Raw genomic sequence first — 15184 nt, 5'->3', positions numbered from 1 at the left:
AATGAATAAATACAATTTCACAGAAGGGCGCTATATCGTGGTTTTTGATTTGGGAGGAACGTTAGTTGATGAAGCAATGCCCGAATTAAAAGCACTGCCCAAAGCGCTCATTGAAAAAACGGGGATGGATGAAAAATCATTGACCCAATTGCTGTATTATGGCATTGATCAATTGATGAAAGAAAACTTTCGATTGTCAGATGACCAAATCCCTGCTAGTACGATACTGCAAAATACACTCGATCATTTTAAACTCAATATTTCGTTAGAAATATTGGAAGAAGTAGCTTGGCAGCTTTTTGGAGGAGCCGAAACTACTTATTTGACTCCTTTGGAGGGAGCAAGAGAATTGCTAAAAGATTTAAAGGAGAGTGGAGGAGAAATTATAGCCCTTTCAAATACAGCAATCCCTAAGTCTTTATTAAATAAAGTCTTTGAGACCCATCAATTAGGAGGCTATTTTGATGAGATCATTTTATCTAGTGAATGTGGCTGGCGAAAACCTTCATCTAATGTATTTAAGCAATTGGAGGAAACAATCAATTTAACACCTAAAGACTTTGTCCTATTTGTTGGAAATAGTTATGAGGCTGATATGTTACCTGCCATTAATAGAGGGTACAAAACGGTTTATATTGGGAACAATAATTTGGCATTAAACTCCATCCCAATGCCTACGTTTTCTGTAGACTCATTGGATAAGCTAATCGATTTAATGCCACATAGAAAAGCAGATTTATGGTAACTAGAGAACCAAATTGGAGAGTTGATGAAAAGGATGATTGGGGATTTGTGCCACTAACGAAAAAAGATCTAGTAAAAGAATTTTTGTCCTTTCCGAAACAACTATATCGGTTGTTTAAGAATCAAATAAAAGTACGAAAATTAGAAAAACATTTAGCGTCTTTAGACCAAGTTAATATTGCCCTTGGTTCGGGAACTACGGTTGCAGATGGATGGATTGGTTTTGATACCCACCGATTGGGTAAGAATGTATATCCTGTAAATTTACTTTTAAAACTGCCCCTCAAAGACAATAGTGTTGATGCGATTCTTGCTGAGCATATCATCGAGCATTTTTACTATGATGATATTTGTTTTTTACTAAAAGAATGCTATCGAGTTTTGGCTCCTGGAGGAAAAATTAGAATTGTTTGCCCAGATGCAAAGAACATTGCTGAACTTATCATTATGGGAAAACAGGCAGAAATGGATCACGATGTTTTGGAGGATTCAAAAATTCATCGCTGGCCCGATGATGGAATGCGTTCAGCAAGATTTATTAACCGCCTTTCGCATCAGTGGGGACAGCATAAAAGTCTACTTTCACGAACAATGCTGACCAATTTGCTAAAGCAAGCTGGGTTTGAAGAAATTTTTCAGGCAACCGATAGAACAAGTACTGTTTTCGAAACGCTTCCTGATGTCCACCTTTTACGATTCCCCAATGACTCTTCAAAATTAAACCTAGCGATTGAGGCTATTGCTAAAAAAAATAGATAAAATGAATTTTTGCTCAAACTGTGGAGCACCTGCTAACAAAGAGTTGCCCTATAAGTGTTCTCAATGTCATACAGAATTTTGGAGAAACCCAAGGTGCTGCGCTGGAGCATTAGTGCTAGATAAGAATAAAGTGTTAATGGTGAAACGGTTGATTGCTCCATGGGATGGCTTCTGGGATATTCCAGGGGGCTATTGTGAATGGAATGAACACCCTAAAGATTGTGCTATTCGAGAGGTGTTTGAAGAAACTGGAATAAAGGTCAAACTTAAGGAGTATCATGGTATTTGGATGGAACCTACGGATCATAGTGATTATGGTGAGAATGTTTGTGTCTATTATACCGCTGAACCAATGGGTGATTTTTTTGCTTTGCCAGATGGAATAGAAATAGGGCAGGTCAAGTGGTTTGATATAAATCATTTGCCTGAAAAAATTGCATTCCCATCCCATATTCCCGATGTGTTAAAACGCTTATCGGACGAATTAAATCCTTCAAATTAATGATAATTCAATGCGTACGTTATTCAATAAAAATAACCCTCCACCCAATCTACTGCTGATCGATAGAGATGGTGTTATTTTGAAACATAAGGAACCTTATATTCTAAAGTCTGATGAGATTGAATTTGTTGCTGGTTCGGTAGAAGCTTTACAATTTATTGCTTCAATGGGGATACCGATTGCTGTTGTTACAAATCAGTCCCCAATCAGTCGTGGTTTAATAGAAGAAACATTTGTTGAAAATACAAATTGTTATATTCAAAAATCACTTCAACTTTCTAACGATCAAATAAAATTTTATTACTGCCCTCATACGGCAGAAGATGCCTGTTTTTGTCGTAAACCTCAAACAGGAATGCTGGAACAAGCTTGTATTGATTTTGATAAAAAAGCTTCTGAATGTTGGATGATTGGCGACCATGACACTGACATGCAAGCAGGAATCAATTTTGGTGTTTCCCAAAGAATTCACCTACTGTCAGGGAGGCAAAATGACAAAAGTGCTTATGCAACAGATATTTGTCTAGACCTGTTAAGCTTTGTTCAAAAATATTTTAAAAACTGAAAACATCAATTATGAAATCAATCGATTTGCCTAAAATAATTAATGGTAAACAATATTACCTCTCTTCTGAGGATGAGGAGCGGGTAACGTTTAGGTACGATAGTGGGATAGAGATAAGAATGCCAAAAATTACAGCTAAAGATTTAGAGTTGGTATTGGAAGAAGGAAAAAAAATAGCGAAAGAGTTACAAGAATTAACAACTTCTGACATTGCTATTTTTCTAAATAAAGTAGGAAACCTTTGGGATCAATCTGCCTTGCAAGGAAGGAAAATGGCAGAAACTTATGCTCCGCTACTTACACAGTATTCTGATATTGTGATAGAGGGAGATTATAAGACAATTGGGGATTTTATGATGCAACGTTTCCATATGTATGACCAAATTGAATCTGAGTTTGGTAATGAAAGGATTTTTGACGAATGGATTCCTACCCAGATGTCATACGTGCGTGCTTTCCCAAGGGGCTTAGCCTTGCATTATCTTGTAGGAAATCTCCCATTGGCATCTATCTACAGCCTTTTGCGGGGGATCATGACAAAAAACAGAAATTTTGCAAAACTTCCCAGCCGTGATCCTGTAACACCAATAGGTTTTGTTCAATGTTTTATTGAAGCAGACCCAGATCATCCAATAACAAGATCTTTATCCCTTGGGTATTGGCATCAAAATGATGAGATAGGAACCGCATTTATTAATGCCTCGGACTCTGTTTGTGTATGGGGAGGAAAAAGTGCCGTAGAAGCTATAAAGAAAAAGGTACCAGCAAATGTACCTTTTGCAGAATATGGACCAAGATGGAGTGCTAGTGCGATAGACTTGAATCAATGTGATATGGAAAAGGCTGCTTTTAGATTGATTGAAGATTGTTCGTATTACGATCAAGAAGCCTGTTTTAATACACAAAGAGCCTATGTAAAAGGTGATTTAGATGCTTTTTTGGTAGAACTAAAAAAATACTTTAAAGTTTTTTCCAAAAATGTCCCCTTTTTAAATAAAAACATTGATGTCTTAGCTAACCGTTCTATTTCTCTTTTGGAAGCAAATTATGTAGGGTTAAATGTCGAAAACGGAGACGACTGGGCAATTGTGGTAATGGATGAAGAAGAAGCAAACGAAATTAATCATCCTCTGACCAGAACTATATTTATACATCCTGTAGATGATTTGAGTGCTATTTCAAAACATTTTAATAGAGACAATCAGACCTTAAGTGTTTACCCGTGGTCGATTATAAAAGATTATCGAGATGAATGGGCGTCAAATGGGATTTGTCGATTAGTTGAACTGGGGTGGTCTCGTATTTTTCGATCAGGTTTTACGCACGATGGAATGCACGGAATGCATCCAATGGTAAGGCTCGTAAGCATTGAAAGACCATGGTCGGATATGGGCAGGTATTACTCTTTAAGACCGAATCTTGAGCAGTATTGGTTTCAAGATAAATATCCACAATACCGCACTTATATTGATAATAAAAAAAATAGTAATAATGGGATTAAAATCAAATAATTTAGTAGAAGATAAGGTTGGTGGTATATCAGCGATTGATGAATTTCTATCCTCAGATGATGTTTTTTTGCAAGATTTTAATAAAAGCAGGAAGAAGTTAACAGAATTTTTGAAAGCAATTATTCGTCATCATATTAATAGCAACCCTTATTATGCAGATTACTGTAAAAGAATGAATTTTAATATAGAGGAGGATGAATTCGATTTAAATAAAATTCCTCTTTTACCTTCTGCGATATTTAAAAATGACTTAAAATTTGTACAGTCTAACTGGGATGATAGTGTTATGCTTACGACAAGTAGTGGGACAAAAGGGACGGTATCTCAGGTGCCTAGGGATAATACTACATTAATGCGTTTTTTTGCTTCCGTTGCAGCGGGGGTTCAAGAGGTTTTTGAAATTCCTCAATCTAATCTGGATTTATATTGTCTTAGCCCCAAGCTTGAAGAGATTAAACACCTTTGGATTTCGTACGTAATCACAGGCGTTTCACTTTATTTTCCTAGTAAATTTTATGTTTCAAATGATGAATTTAAAGTAGAACAGTTGGTGAGTGATTTGAGAAAGGTAGATCAAGATAAGAATGGCAAAAAGATTGTCATTATTGGACCTCCTGCTTTAGTTTTGGATACAACCAAAGAGCTTGCCAAAACAGGAAATTTAAATTTACTAGACCGATGTTTAATTGTGACAATGGGAGGTTGGAAATCTCGGCAAGGGGATATTGTTGAGCGCAAGGAGTTGACGCAACGAATTGTCGAAGCATTTGGTTTGCTCAACGAGGAGTATGTGCGAGATGTTTACAATATGGTCGAGCTAAATACAGTTATTTTTGAATGCAAGCACCACAAAAAACATTGTCCGCCTTGGCTTTATGCAAGAGCCAGAAATCCCCAAAATTTAACCGTTCAAGCCTCTGGAGAATTAGGGATTTTAAGTTTTGCAGACCCTACTGCTGTTAGTTATCCTGGATTTGTATTGAGTGATGACTTTGGAGTGGTGCACGAGCAAGTAAAATGTACTTGTGGTATTGTCAGTGATATTATTGAAATCAAAAGACGTGTTAATAAACTCGAAAGCAGGGGTTGTGCATTAAAAATTTAATTCAATAGGTAGTAAAAGGAAGATACAATAATGAAATTGAGCACCTTAATAAAAGCGGAGAAATTAGTACCAATCCGATATCTTAGACCTTATGTCGCCAAAATTTTAACACAAGATTCAATGACGAGTCAGGGCTATGAACGTGCTTGTATGCGTTTGGTTGATCCTAATCTTATCTCAGAACCATTGCCCTTGTCACTACAACCAAAGTGGTGGAATGTTGATCCTATCGTAAAAGCAAATCGTTTGGGGTTAAACTTGACATTAGACCTTAGAGATAATATTCAACGCTGCATTTATTTTACAGGGAAATACGAACCTCAAACTTTAGCGCTTATCCGAAATGAGTTGCAGCCTAACGATGTTTTTATTGATGTGGGGGCTCATATAGGCATACATTCTTTGGTTGCTGCCCAAAAATTGAAATCGTTAGGAGGGGGGCAAGTAATCGCCTTTGAACCGACAAACGATTCTCAAAAAAGAATTATAGAGAACAGCAAAGCAAATCATCTTGCAATAAGCCTTCAAAAAATTGCGCTTGGAAATCAATCGGAAACATTATCGCTCTATGGGGATAAAAATTGGGGCGTACACGATGCTGCGGTACGATCTTTTTTTGGCAATGGTGCAATTATCCAAGAGGTTGAGGTGCACAAATTTGATGACTGGATTAAACAGAGTAGTCTAAATAAGATAGATGTTATAAAAATTGATGCCGAAGGAGCTGAGTTTGATATTCTAAAAGGAATGAGTAATTCTATTCAAAAATTTGAACCACGTTGTTTGATCTTTGAAATAAAAGAATCACTACTCAAAAAGGCTAATGTAAGTCATCAAGACATCTTGGTTTTGATGAAGAATTTGGGCTATCAACCAGAGCAACAAGTATGCGAAGGAAATTATTTTTTTAGAAGAATTAGTAGTTAAAATATAAAAAATGAAATCATTTGAAGCGGGAAAAGCACTATCGGTATGTGTAGTTGCTCCAACAATGCCTCCGTTAACAGGAGGAGCAGAAACTTTTGCAGAAGTATTGACACTTTCTTTGGTTAAGTTAGCCATGAAAGTGCATTTAATTACCGCAGAGGCTCCTAGGGAAAAAGTAATCCAACAAATCGAAGAAACTGGAGGATCTATTACGATTTTAGGTACTACTTTTGGCAGTATAGATGGTTATGTTGGATGGGAGTGGGCTATGTTTTCTAGGTCAGAGGCGATTCATAAAACGATTGTCAATAATAAGGTTGATATTATTCATGCTTTGAGTCATGATACCATATTGTCTGCTTCAATTGCAATAAAGGGAATGCCTGAAGCGATTCGCCCCAAACTAGTGGCTACCACCTGTGAAATGTCTACTGAAGATAGTCCTTTTGGAATTGCTCGGTCACAATTTATCTATCATTTGCCTTTGGATGGGTTAGTTCAGATCAGTCAATATTATATTGATATTGCCAAAAATCATGGGTGCAAAGCGGGAGTTTTTGGAATTGCTGCGGCTGTAGATGTAGACTTATTTTCAAGTGGGGAAAGAGAAAGGGGGAGAAAAGGCATGAATGTTTCAAATGAAAAGATGGTCATAACTTGCCCCAGTCGATTTTCTCCAAGGAAAGGGCAGTTGGATTTGCTAAATGCCATTCAAGCCTTGCCATCTGAATTAAAATCAACGATAGTTTGCGTTTTGGCTGGAAGCACCAACTCAGGCTCCAATGAATATCTATTAGAGGTTAGAGAAAAAACAAAAAATATAGATTTTGAATGCATTATTACGGAAGTTCAACGAAACGATATGCCTGATTTATTAAAAGCATCTGATCTAGTTGTTTTGCCAAGTTATAAAGAGGGGCTAGGGTTTTCTGCTATTGAAAGTATGGTTGTGGGATGCCCTGTGATTTTGAATGAGGTTTCTGGGTTTGATGAAATTCCCGAAAATGAAGAGGAGGTCATTTTTGTTCCTGCAAAAAACATCAAAGTGTTGTCTGATAGCATTGGCGATTTAATAACAAATCCTGCAAAAAGGGAAAAAATTGGCAAAAACGGTCAATCTATTGCCCTGCAAAAATTTTCTATGGATAACTTTTGCGTACAAATAGAAGCATTTTATGCTGAGGTACTTAACAAAAAAATGGCATTGATTTAATAAACCTAAATTGCTAATTAGGATCAATTGGGCTGTTAACAATAAACGATCCCGAATTTTAGATTGATTTTAAGATTCGGGATGCTTTATGCTCCAAAAGGATTTAGAAATTCGTTGGGATTTAATGATTCAACTAAGAAGGGCGTTAATTAATAATCGTTTGCATCGTCTAGGATGTTATCGTGCTCATTTTTATACACAATGCGTTCTTTGTATGACAAATGAAGAATAGAACCAATAGATAAAATTAATCCGAGTATGGCAGGTACAAAATCACTTACTACCGCTAAAAGAAAGAGTGCAAATAATATGACAGAGAGTACGATTCCTGCTATTCTAGTTTTAGTGCCTGTTTTGTTGTGGTAAGCTCTTACGTTAAGAATAAGAACAATAAGCGATAGAATAGCTACAATAGCCAACCAAACAATGATCACGATGACAAATACTCCCATTGCACCAGCTCCTCCAGAACCGTGTTGAGCAAAGCTTAGTGTGGGAAAAGCGGTCAGTAAAGATAAAATTAGTAGTAAAGGGTGTCGGTTTTTCATGGGTTGATTTATAAGAAATTAAGCTTTAAATAGGTGCGTTGTAACGGTTAGTTTCGTATACACTAACAATATATCTTTATTATTTGTAAATAAAGCAAGTAAGAGCGAAAAAGATATAGGGAAGGGGTAAGGAGTTTATTATCTTCTATTTTGAACTTTTTTTTACAAAATAGGATTGATTGGGTACTAGCGTTAAGCTAAGATAAATAATGTACTCATTCCATATCTACATTTCAAGATGAAAAACCTTTCAATAACTTACAGCTTAATTTTGTTGTTCTTAATGGCCCTTTTAGAGAGAATGATTTTTTATGGATTTAGAGGTGTATTTGTTATACATGCTATATCTGAAGATGGTTTGAAGTTAGATTATACCTCTGTTGATAAGTTATGTAATTGGTTTATTGTTTTAGTTGGAATAGCTCCATTTTTTATGGGGCTGATAACCGATGTTTGGTTGAGGCAAAAACGTGCAATTTTCTTAGGATTTGGAATGTTGATAGCTGGATTTTTAGTACTATTAATGGATCAAAGTGTGTATTTAAGCATTGCTTTGTTGGTATTAGGTTTTGGTTTGGTTAGAGTTAATTTGTACATCTTGTTAAGTTGGTTGTTTAAGAGGAGTGACAAGAAACGTGATATAGGTTTTATGGTGTTATTCATTTTTATAGAAATCGGCGGATTTTTATCTTTTATTCCAATGTCTTATTTTGATACCAATCTATTTTTTAGAGGTTTTGATCTTTTTGTTCTTGCAACATTGGGAAGTGGTATTTTGTTTTTAATGATTCAGAATAAGTTATCATTTTCCGAGCGTTATTTTCCTCAAAAGAACGAACCTAAAGGTTTAAATGATTCAATTTTAGAGTTGGAGAAAGAGAATGAACAATATATAGATTTAGTCCCAACGCCCAAGCTCCAACTAGCACTATTAATGGTGGGGCTTTTTATTTTTACATTTATTATGGAGCTCGCAGGAATAAAAATGGATGCTTTATTTAAAATTAATGGTTTGAATTTATACGAAGTACTTAAGGGAAATGGTTTCGGATATATTGTAGCATTGGTTCTGTTATTTGTTTTTGCTAGATATAGGACTGAGACTTCAAATACATGGCATCAAATCGCAGGATTTTATTTGTTGTTTGCGTTTACTATTTTAGCAATATTCACAGCAATTTTCCTTGACAATAACTATGTCTTACTGTGGATTATTGAATATATAATGTTTACTGCATTGACGTCTATTTTTGCACCTTTGGTAATGTCATTTATTACAAGAATGAGCAATTCAAAATACGCCTCTTCAATATTAGGTTTTTATCTAACCTTCCCCGCATTGGCATATGGAATCATGGAGGTTATAACGCTAGAAATTAGTCCTCTAGTTATTTTTCTTTGTTTTGTGACGACCTTGTTTTTAAGCGGAGTGCTATTTATTGGAGGGAATAAGCTGGCTCAGACAATGGATTAATGTAGGACTTATTAAAGCTACTTATACGCTTTCAGGAGTAAAATAAATGTATTGCTCCAAGTGTTTTAGATGCTATTATTTGCAATAAATTTCTTTTGAATGTTTTTAGGAGTGTTTTTGGGTGGGCATATGACTGATTGGGAACAAAGTACGCCGCAGAAAACTGTTATTTTTCTATAAGATGACCGTAGGGAACTGCGTAAGCTTGGTGCAAGGTACCAAAGGCATAGCATGAAGGTTTTTGGTTCCCTTCATTTTAATAGATTCTCAATCTATTAAAATAAAGCTCATATCTGAGCGAAGCGAGTTTCTGAAAGCCTAAGTTTTCAAGAAGATACTTTGTCCAAGAAGTCATCCAGTCCTAGCGTTTTTGGTTTGGTTCATTTATTTAAATTCTACTCTAGTAGTATTTAAATAAATTCATTGGGCACCACGGAGTAGCAGCGAAGCTAATGCAAAAAGAACAATAGGTATTGATTACCCTACTTATACGCCAATTTTTAACCTGCTCTTTTCTCTCTCAACGTACTTAGAAAAAATAAACCCATTAAAAATGTACTATGTTGGTTATCAGTGTTATGAGTTTTGATGGCTTAATAAACTAAAAAAGCAACGGAGTATTATCTATTTACGACTAAGTTTTTTTCTTAGGTTAAGATAAATATTAGATAGGCACTCAAAATTCCGATTGTTGTTGTAAAAATACCTATTTTCTTGGATTTCATCCATCCCGTCAACCCTATAACAAAAAGGAGTGAATAGATACCTAAATAAAAGGATAGCCCACCAATTAAACGAGGGTAAAACAATAGTTCATTTTTATTTTGGTAAGGAGAGTCGGGAGCTAAAACCATTAGCACTTTATTCATCCCGATAACCGAGACGATAAATGATACTGCTGCAAGCGATAATCCCAAGATCATAAACTTGAGTATTTTATCATCACTTTCATGCATAATGATTGTGCCCAAAATAGTAGTAGAAATTCCTCCAAGAAAAACACTAATTAAAACTAATTGCTCTGCTACAAGCTTGAAATATTCTGGTGATAATTCGGTCATTATTTTTATTTAGGCAAACTTAAACGAAAGAGCCTTTTAAATTATGAAGGGAATAAATAATAAAAAACTTTAACGCCAGTTTAAGAAAATACACCAAGAAGCAGCGTGTTTCCCCAACTGACGATGCAGCATTCGCAGCCACCTGTTCTGTGGAGCGCAAAAGGTGAAATTTGATAGATTTTAAATCTTACAGTGTGTATTTTGTAATTGGTCGATATTTTTAAGGGAGCAACTTTACATTTACAGCAATGGGACCTTTAGCCCCCATTTCTACTTCAAAAGCAACTTTGTCCTTATCTTTTATTTCATCAATGAGGTTGTTAACATGGACAAATATACTTTCGTTGGAATCTTTTTTAGTAATGAATCCATACCCTTTTTCTGTGTTAAAAAACTTGACAACACCAGTTTGGACAAGCTCTTCTTCTAGGTCCGTTTTTTTCGGAACACCGATTTCAATGTCTTCGAGATTAATTTCAGTTTTTTTACTAGGATCTGGTTTTATGGGAGTGAGATTCCCATTTTCATCCAAATACATGAATTCTTCGGTTTTGTTTCCTTCTAGTTTTTGTTTTAGCTTTCGTTCTGCTTTTTCTTTTCTTCTTTTTTCCTTTTTCTTTTCACGTTCTTTTTTGTTGAAACTATCTGCCATATAAAATTCTTTTAACGATGAGACAATAATGTGTTACAATTAGAATTAAGCAATGAACATTTAAGTTGTACGTTCATCCCTAAGTATAACCCTTCATCTATAAATATACTGTTTAAATAAGATGAACAAGAACTTTTATCCTTAATTCCTAAAAATATCTATTGTTGAGAGATAAATTAGTGGTAATGGTTGTGACTATATCTTAGGAAGATCGGAGGTAATTGAATACAAAATGGGATAGTTGCTCTGTAAATAACAGAAATAGCGGCTTAGATAAAAACCTAAACCGCTATCGTTATTGTGCCTTGGGGAGCAGCAGATTATTTCAAATCAAATCGGTCAAGGTTCATCACCTTTGTCCAAGCGTTGATAAAATCTTTTACAAATTTTTCCTTGGCATCGGCACTTGCATAAACTTCTGCTATAGCTCTTAATTCTGAATTAGAACCAAAAATTAAATCTGCCCTAGTTGCCGTCCATTTAACGTCATTGGTAGCTCTGTCTTTGCCTTCAAATTCCAATTTATCTTCAGAGGTAGAAGTCCAATAAGTGTTCATATCTAGAAGATTGACAAAAAAGTCATTGGTTAGGACTCCTGTATTGTTGGTAAGGATTCCTTTGTTAGAATCGTCAAAATTGGCATTTAAAGCTCTCATTCCACCTACTAACACCGTCATTTCAGGAGTCGTTAAGGTTAGTAGTTGAGCTTTATCAATCAGTAATTCCTCAGTAGTAAGCGTATATTTCTTTTTTTGATAATTTCTAAAACCATCTGCCATCGGTTCTAGTACCGAAAAAGAAGCAACATCGGTCTGTTCTTGTGTCGCATCCATTCTGCCTGGGCTAAAAGGAACAGAAAAATCAAAACCTGCATTAGAAACAGCTTTTTCAACTGCTGCATTACCTCCTAAGACGATTAAATCGGCAATAGAAACTTTTTTATTGCCAGCATTAGCATTAAATTTTGCTTGTATTTGCTCATAAACAGCTAAAACAGTCTTAAGCTGTTTAGGGTTGTTCGATTCCCAATTGATTTGGGGTTCTAGTCGGATACGTGCACCATTTGCGCCCCCTCTTCTGTCAGAGCCTCGGAAGGTTGATGCTGATGCCCATGCCGTTTCAATTAAAGCATTTGAAGGAATACCAGCATTTAATATCTCCTCTTTTAGTTTATTGATATCTGCTTCGGAAATTAAATCATGATTTCTACTAGGAATGGGATCTTGCCACAAAAAGTTTTCCGCAGGAATTGCTGATCCTAAATAGGTTGATTTAGGACCCATATCTCTATGAGTCAACTTAAACCATGCATTGGCAAACGCTTGGTCAAAGGCTAGCGGTTCATCCAAAAAATGTTGACAAACTTCTTTGTATGCTGGGTCAAACTTTAAGGCCAAGTCAGACGTAAGCATTGTAGGTCTGTGTCTTTTGTCCTTGTCAAAAGCATCTGGAAAAATTTCCCCTACATCTTTTGCAACCCATTGATGAGCGCCAGCAGGACTTTTTGTTAATTCCCATTCGTTATTAAATAGAGTTTGCAAAAAAGCATGGCTCCACCTTGTTGGCGTAGGAGTCCAAATTACTTCTAAACCAGAAGTAATAGCATCTTTTCCTTTGCCTGATTTATAACTGCTTTTCCAGCCCAAACCTTGTTCTTCAATGCCTGCCCCTTCAGGTGCAGGACCTACATTATCCGCTGGTCCAGCGCCATGTGTTTTTCCAAAGGTGTGTCCTCCCGCAATTAAGGCTACCGTTTCCTCATCATTCATGCCCATTCTAGCAAATGCAATTCGAATATTTTTAGCCGATGCAACGGGATCAGGTTTCCCATTAGGCCCTTCGGGGTTTACATAGATCAACCCCATTTGTACCGCAGCTAGAGGATTTTCAATTTCTAAATCTAATTCTCCTTTTTCGTTCAACCTTCTACTTTCTAACCATCCACCTTCCGATCCCCAATAGACATCTTCTTGTGGCACCCAAACATCTTCTCTTCCTCCAGCAAAACCAATCGTTTTTAATCCCATTGATTCTATCGCAACATTTCCTGCTAAAATCATTAAATCTGCCCAAGAAATATGTTGCCCATATTTTTGTTTTATTGGCCAGAGTAACCTTCTTGCTTTATCGAGGTTCCCATTGTCTGGCCAGCTATTTTGAGGCGCAAATCGTTGTAGTCCCATGCGGGTTCCCCCTCTACCATCTCCAGTACGATAGGTTCCAGCACTATGCCATGCCATTCGAATAAATAAGGGACCATAATGCCCATAGTCAGCAGGCCACCAATCTTGTGAATCTGTCATTAAGTTTGTTAGGTCTGTTTTTAGTGCTTCGTAATCTAAAGCACCAAATGCTTGAGCATAATTAAATGTTTCGCCCATGGGGTTAGACAATTCTGAATTTTGGTCAAGCACATTTAAATTTAATTTGTTGGGCCACCAATCGTGATTAGATTTTGCGAGTGTTATTTGTTCTTTTTTGTGCCCTTTGTCAAAACCAAAAGGACATTGACCTCCTTGCTCTACAGGTTGTTCTTTTTCGTTGCTACAAGCCCCCAACAGTAGTAGGGAAGCAATAGCTGCTAATACTTTTGTTTTCATGATTACTAATATTTTCGTTTTTATGACTGCTAATAGTTTGTTATCCCTGCAAATCTAGCGCAAATAGATTATTCATAAAAACTATATTATAGATGCCAATATAGATGCTGTAGATGTTGGTTTAGGCATGATGAATGTTCAGTAATTTATAGCGATACGAGTTGTTATAGATGCAAAAAAAACTGAACGGATAACAAAGGACTTTTGGGGGAATCGATCAAGAAGGTTGAATAGGATGATTGGCAATTTTTAGGAAGGGCATAGAAATGACAAAGTCTCCATTTATACGTTTAAAGGAGACCTTGCTAGCTAAGTGTAAAGAGATTTTTAGATTAAAAGGGGCAAGTGATTTGCAACTGAAAATAAGTAAAAATTAACGTCTAATTTTCTTTTTGAAAAGAAAAAGGAAAAGTGTTAATAAGAAGGCTCCCAACAAACACAATGCAGTAATCCAAAGTACGGGGTTCATCTGCACCAATCCAACAATTAGCAAAACAACTCCTGTAATAAAAACCACTGATAATAAAAGAAGGACGACCATAGGAGATAATCGGCTTTCTTTTTTTATCTTTTTTTTACGAGAAGCAGCCTTTCTTTTTTTATGCTTTTTTTGGACAACTTTTGTCTTTTTAACGGGAGGGTTATATTCTATTGCAGCATTGATTGTTGCTGGCGAGGTAAGAAAAAATAGTAGGCAAAACAATAAGCTAAGTACATTAATGGAGGTATTTTTCATGATTTTATTTTTAGGGAGTGAAAAAAACGCTTAAATGTAGAACTAAGTAATCTACTTTCATTACGGTTGCGTTCTTTTTTTTTGTTAAAAAATTTGTCCAACTAAACACTAATGACTGTTTTTTGAATTTAGGGAAAAAATAGAGTTCAAGAATAGAATGGGAAGTTGGAGGATTTGACTTCATAGCAATCCCACTGCAGGTCAGAATGTTGTTGCATTATAAAATGTTCAAAATCTTTAATGCAATCGATGAGCATCACTCCACTCCCTAAGGCATATATTTTGCCGTTGTTTTTGTTAACAATGAGAGGACCTTTTCCCATGTCTACTGTATATTTATAAACATGGATAGGTCTTACTCCAAATTGTAAGTCCTCTTGAAAAAATGCATGATTAAGACTAATTTCCCAGCAGTATTTATGCTCTGTTGTATATTTAGGGAGGGCGATTTCATAAGTAAAAGGATATTTTTTCCATTGATCAGCCCAGATAATTTTAGAAAAATCTATCCTTGAACACCAATGCTCCATTTTCATTTCTTCTGGGCCGTAAAATAACTTTTGCAAGGAACGAAGTATTTTTAGTTTCCATTTAGTAGTATAAATGGGAACTTGTACTTTCTTAGGGCGAAGTATATTACTCACCCATAGATTTATACAAGAATCATACTTCAAAAACTTCTTCTTATTTTGTATTTGGTGTTGTTTTAATTTTTCATTGACCCAATTACAAACGGCTTCTTTGGTCTTTAATGGCATAGTTTGGGTATATTAGAACAGATTGTTAT

15 protein-coding genes are annotated in these 15184 nt (G+C 35.8%); 9 read left to right on the top strand and 6 right to left on the bottom strand.

The features are described from left to right. Position 1 precedes the first annotated feature (1 nt). From AsAng_RS10565 to AsAng_RS10530, 8 genes are read left to right on the top strand one after another with little or no spacing between them, the layout of a single operon-like run. The gene (locus AsAng_RS10565) at positions 2-745 is read left to right on the top strand and encodes an HAD family hydrolase (protein ID WP_264792744.1); all 744 of its coding nucleotides are present in this window, start codon (positions 2-4) and stop codon (positions 743-745) included. Continuing rightward, positions 739-1503: a class I SAM-dependent methyltransferase gene (locus AsAng_RS10560; RefSeq protein WP_264792743.1), complete on the top strand. Its 765-nt coding sequence runs from the start codon at positions 739-741 to the stop codon at positions 1501-1503. The genes AsAng_RS10565 and AsAng_RS10560 overlap by 7 nt, the downstream gene beginning before the upstream one ends. Before the next feature lies 1 nt (position 1504). Next, complete coding sequence (locus tag AsAng_RS10555; RefSeq protein ID WP_264792742.1) at positions 1505-2005, top strand: NUDIX hydrolase; 501 nt, start codon at positions 1505-1507, stop codon at positions 2003-2005. A 10-nt stretch (positions 2006-2015) separates the two neighbouring features. Continuing rightward, the gene (locus AsAng_RS10550; protein ID WP_264792741.1) at positions 2016-2570 is read left to right on the top strand and encodes a D-glycero-alpha-D-manno-heptose-1,7-bisphosphate 7-phosphatase; all 555 of its coding nucleotides are present in this window, start codon (positions 2016-2018) and stop codon (positions 2568-2570) included. Between the two features lie 11 nt (positions 2571-2581). Beyond that, a complete protein-coding gene (locus AsAng_RS10545; protein WP_264792740.1) occupies positions 2582-4081 on the top strand; it encodes an acyl-CoA reductase in 1500 nt (499 codons plus the stop codon). Continuing rightward, complete coding sequence (locus AsAng_RS10540) at positions 4062-5186, top strand: LuxE/PaaK family acyltransferase (RefSeq protein WP_264792739.1); 1125 nt, start codon at positions 4062-4064, stop codon at positions 5184-5186. Before AsAng_RS10545 ends, AsAng_RS10540 begins: the two co-directional genes overlap by 20 nt. Positions 5187-5216: 30 nt before the next feature. Further along, entirely contained in the window at positions 5217-6113 is an 897-nt protein-coding gene (locus tag AsAng_RS10535) for an FkbM family methyltransferase (RefSeq protein WP_264792738.1), read from the top strand. 10 nt (positions 6114-6123) lie between these two features. Further along, positions 6124-7326, top strand: coding sequence for a glycosyltransferase family 4 protein (locus tag AsAng_RS10530; RefSeq protein ID WP_264792737.1), 1203 nt, complete (start codon positions 6124-6126; stop codon positions 7324-7326). A 149-nt stretch (positions 7327-7475) separates the two neighbouring features. Here the strand turns inward: AsAng_RS10530 and AsAng_RS10525 are convergent, their stop codons facing one another. Then, complete coding sequence (locus AsAng_RS10525; RefSeq protein ID WP_264792736.1) at positions 7476-7874, bottom strand: hypothetical protein; 399 nt, start codon at positions 7872-7874, stop codon at positions 7476-7478. A gap of 238 nt (positions 7875-8112) precedes the next feature. Here AsAng_RS10525 and AsAng_RS10520 point away from each other — a divergent pair, with 238 nt between their 5' ends. Continuing rightward, a complete protein-coding gene (locus AsAng_RS10520; protein ID WP_264792735.1) occupies positions 8113-9348 on the top strand; it encodes an MFS transporter in 1236 nt (411 codons plus the stop codon). Between the two features lie 647 nt (positions 9349-9995). Here the strand turns inward: AsAng_RS10520 and AsAng_RS10515 are convergent. The 5 genes from AsAng_RS10515 to AsAng_RS10495 form a co-directional block, all read right to left on the bottom strand. Continuing rightward, positions 9996-10409: a hypothetical protein gene (locus tag AsAng_RS10515; RefSeq protein WP_264792734.1), complete on the bottom strand. Its 414-nt coding sequence runs from the start codon at positions 10407-10409 to the stop codon at positions 9996-9998. Between the two features lie 220 nt (positions 10410-10629). Continuing rightward, positions 10630-11061, bottom strand: a complete 432-nt coding sequence (locus AsAng_RS10510) for a cold-shock protein (protein ID WP_264792733.1) — start codon at positions 11059-11061, stop codon at positions 10630-10632. A 320-nt stretch (positions 11062-11381) separates the two neighbouring features. Further along, positions 11382-13661 (bottom strand): catalase/peroxidase HPI, encoded by a 2280-nt coding sequence (katG, locus tag AsAng_RS10505; protein ID WP_264792732.1) that lies wholly within the window; start codon positions 13659-13661, stop codon positions 11382-11384. Between the two features lie 373 nt (positions 13662-14034). Next, complete coding sequence (locus AsAng_RS10500) at positions 14035-14397, bottom strand: hypothetical protein (RefSeq protein WP_264792731.1); 363 nt, start codon at positions 14395-14397, stop codon at positions 14035-14037. A gap of 146 nt (positions 14398-14543) precedes the next feature. After that, positions 14544-15155 carry a hypothetical protein gene (locus tag AsAng_RS10495; RefSeq protein ID WP_264792730.1) on the bottom strand — a complete coding sequence of 204 codons (612 nt, stop codon included), beginning with the start codon at positions 15153-15155 and terminating at the stop codon, positions 14544-14546. Between the last annotated feature and the right edge of the window lie 29 nt (positions 15156-15184).

Source organism: Aureispira anguillae (assembly GCF_026000115.1).
GTDB lineage: Bacteria > Bacteroidota > Bacteroidia > Chitinophagales > Saprospiraceae > Aureispira > Aureispira anguillae.
The sequence above is the reverse complement of the archived record's forward strand: the minus strand, read 5'-3'. Positions and strand labels throughout refer to the sequence as shown.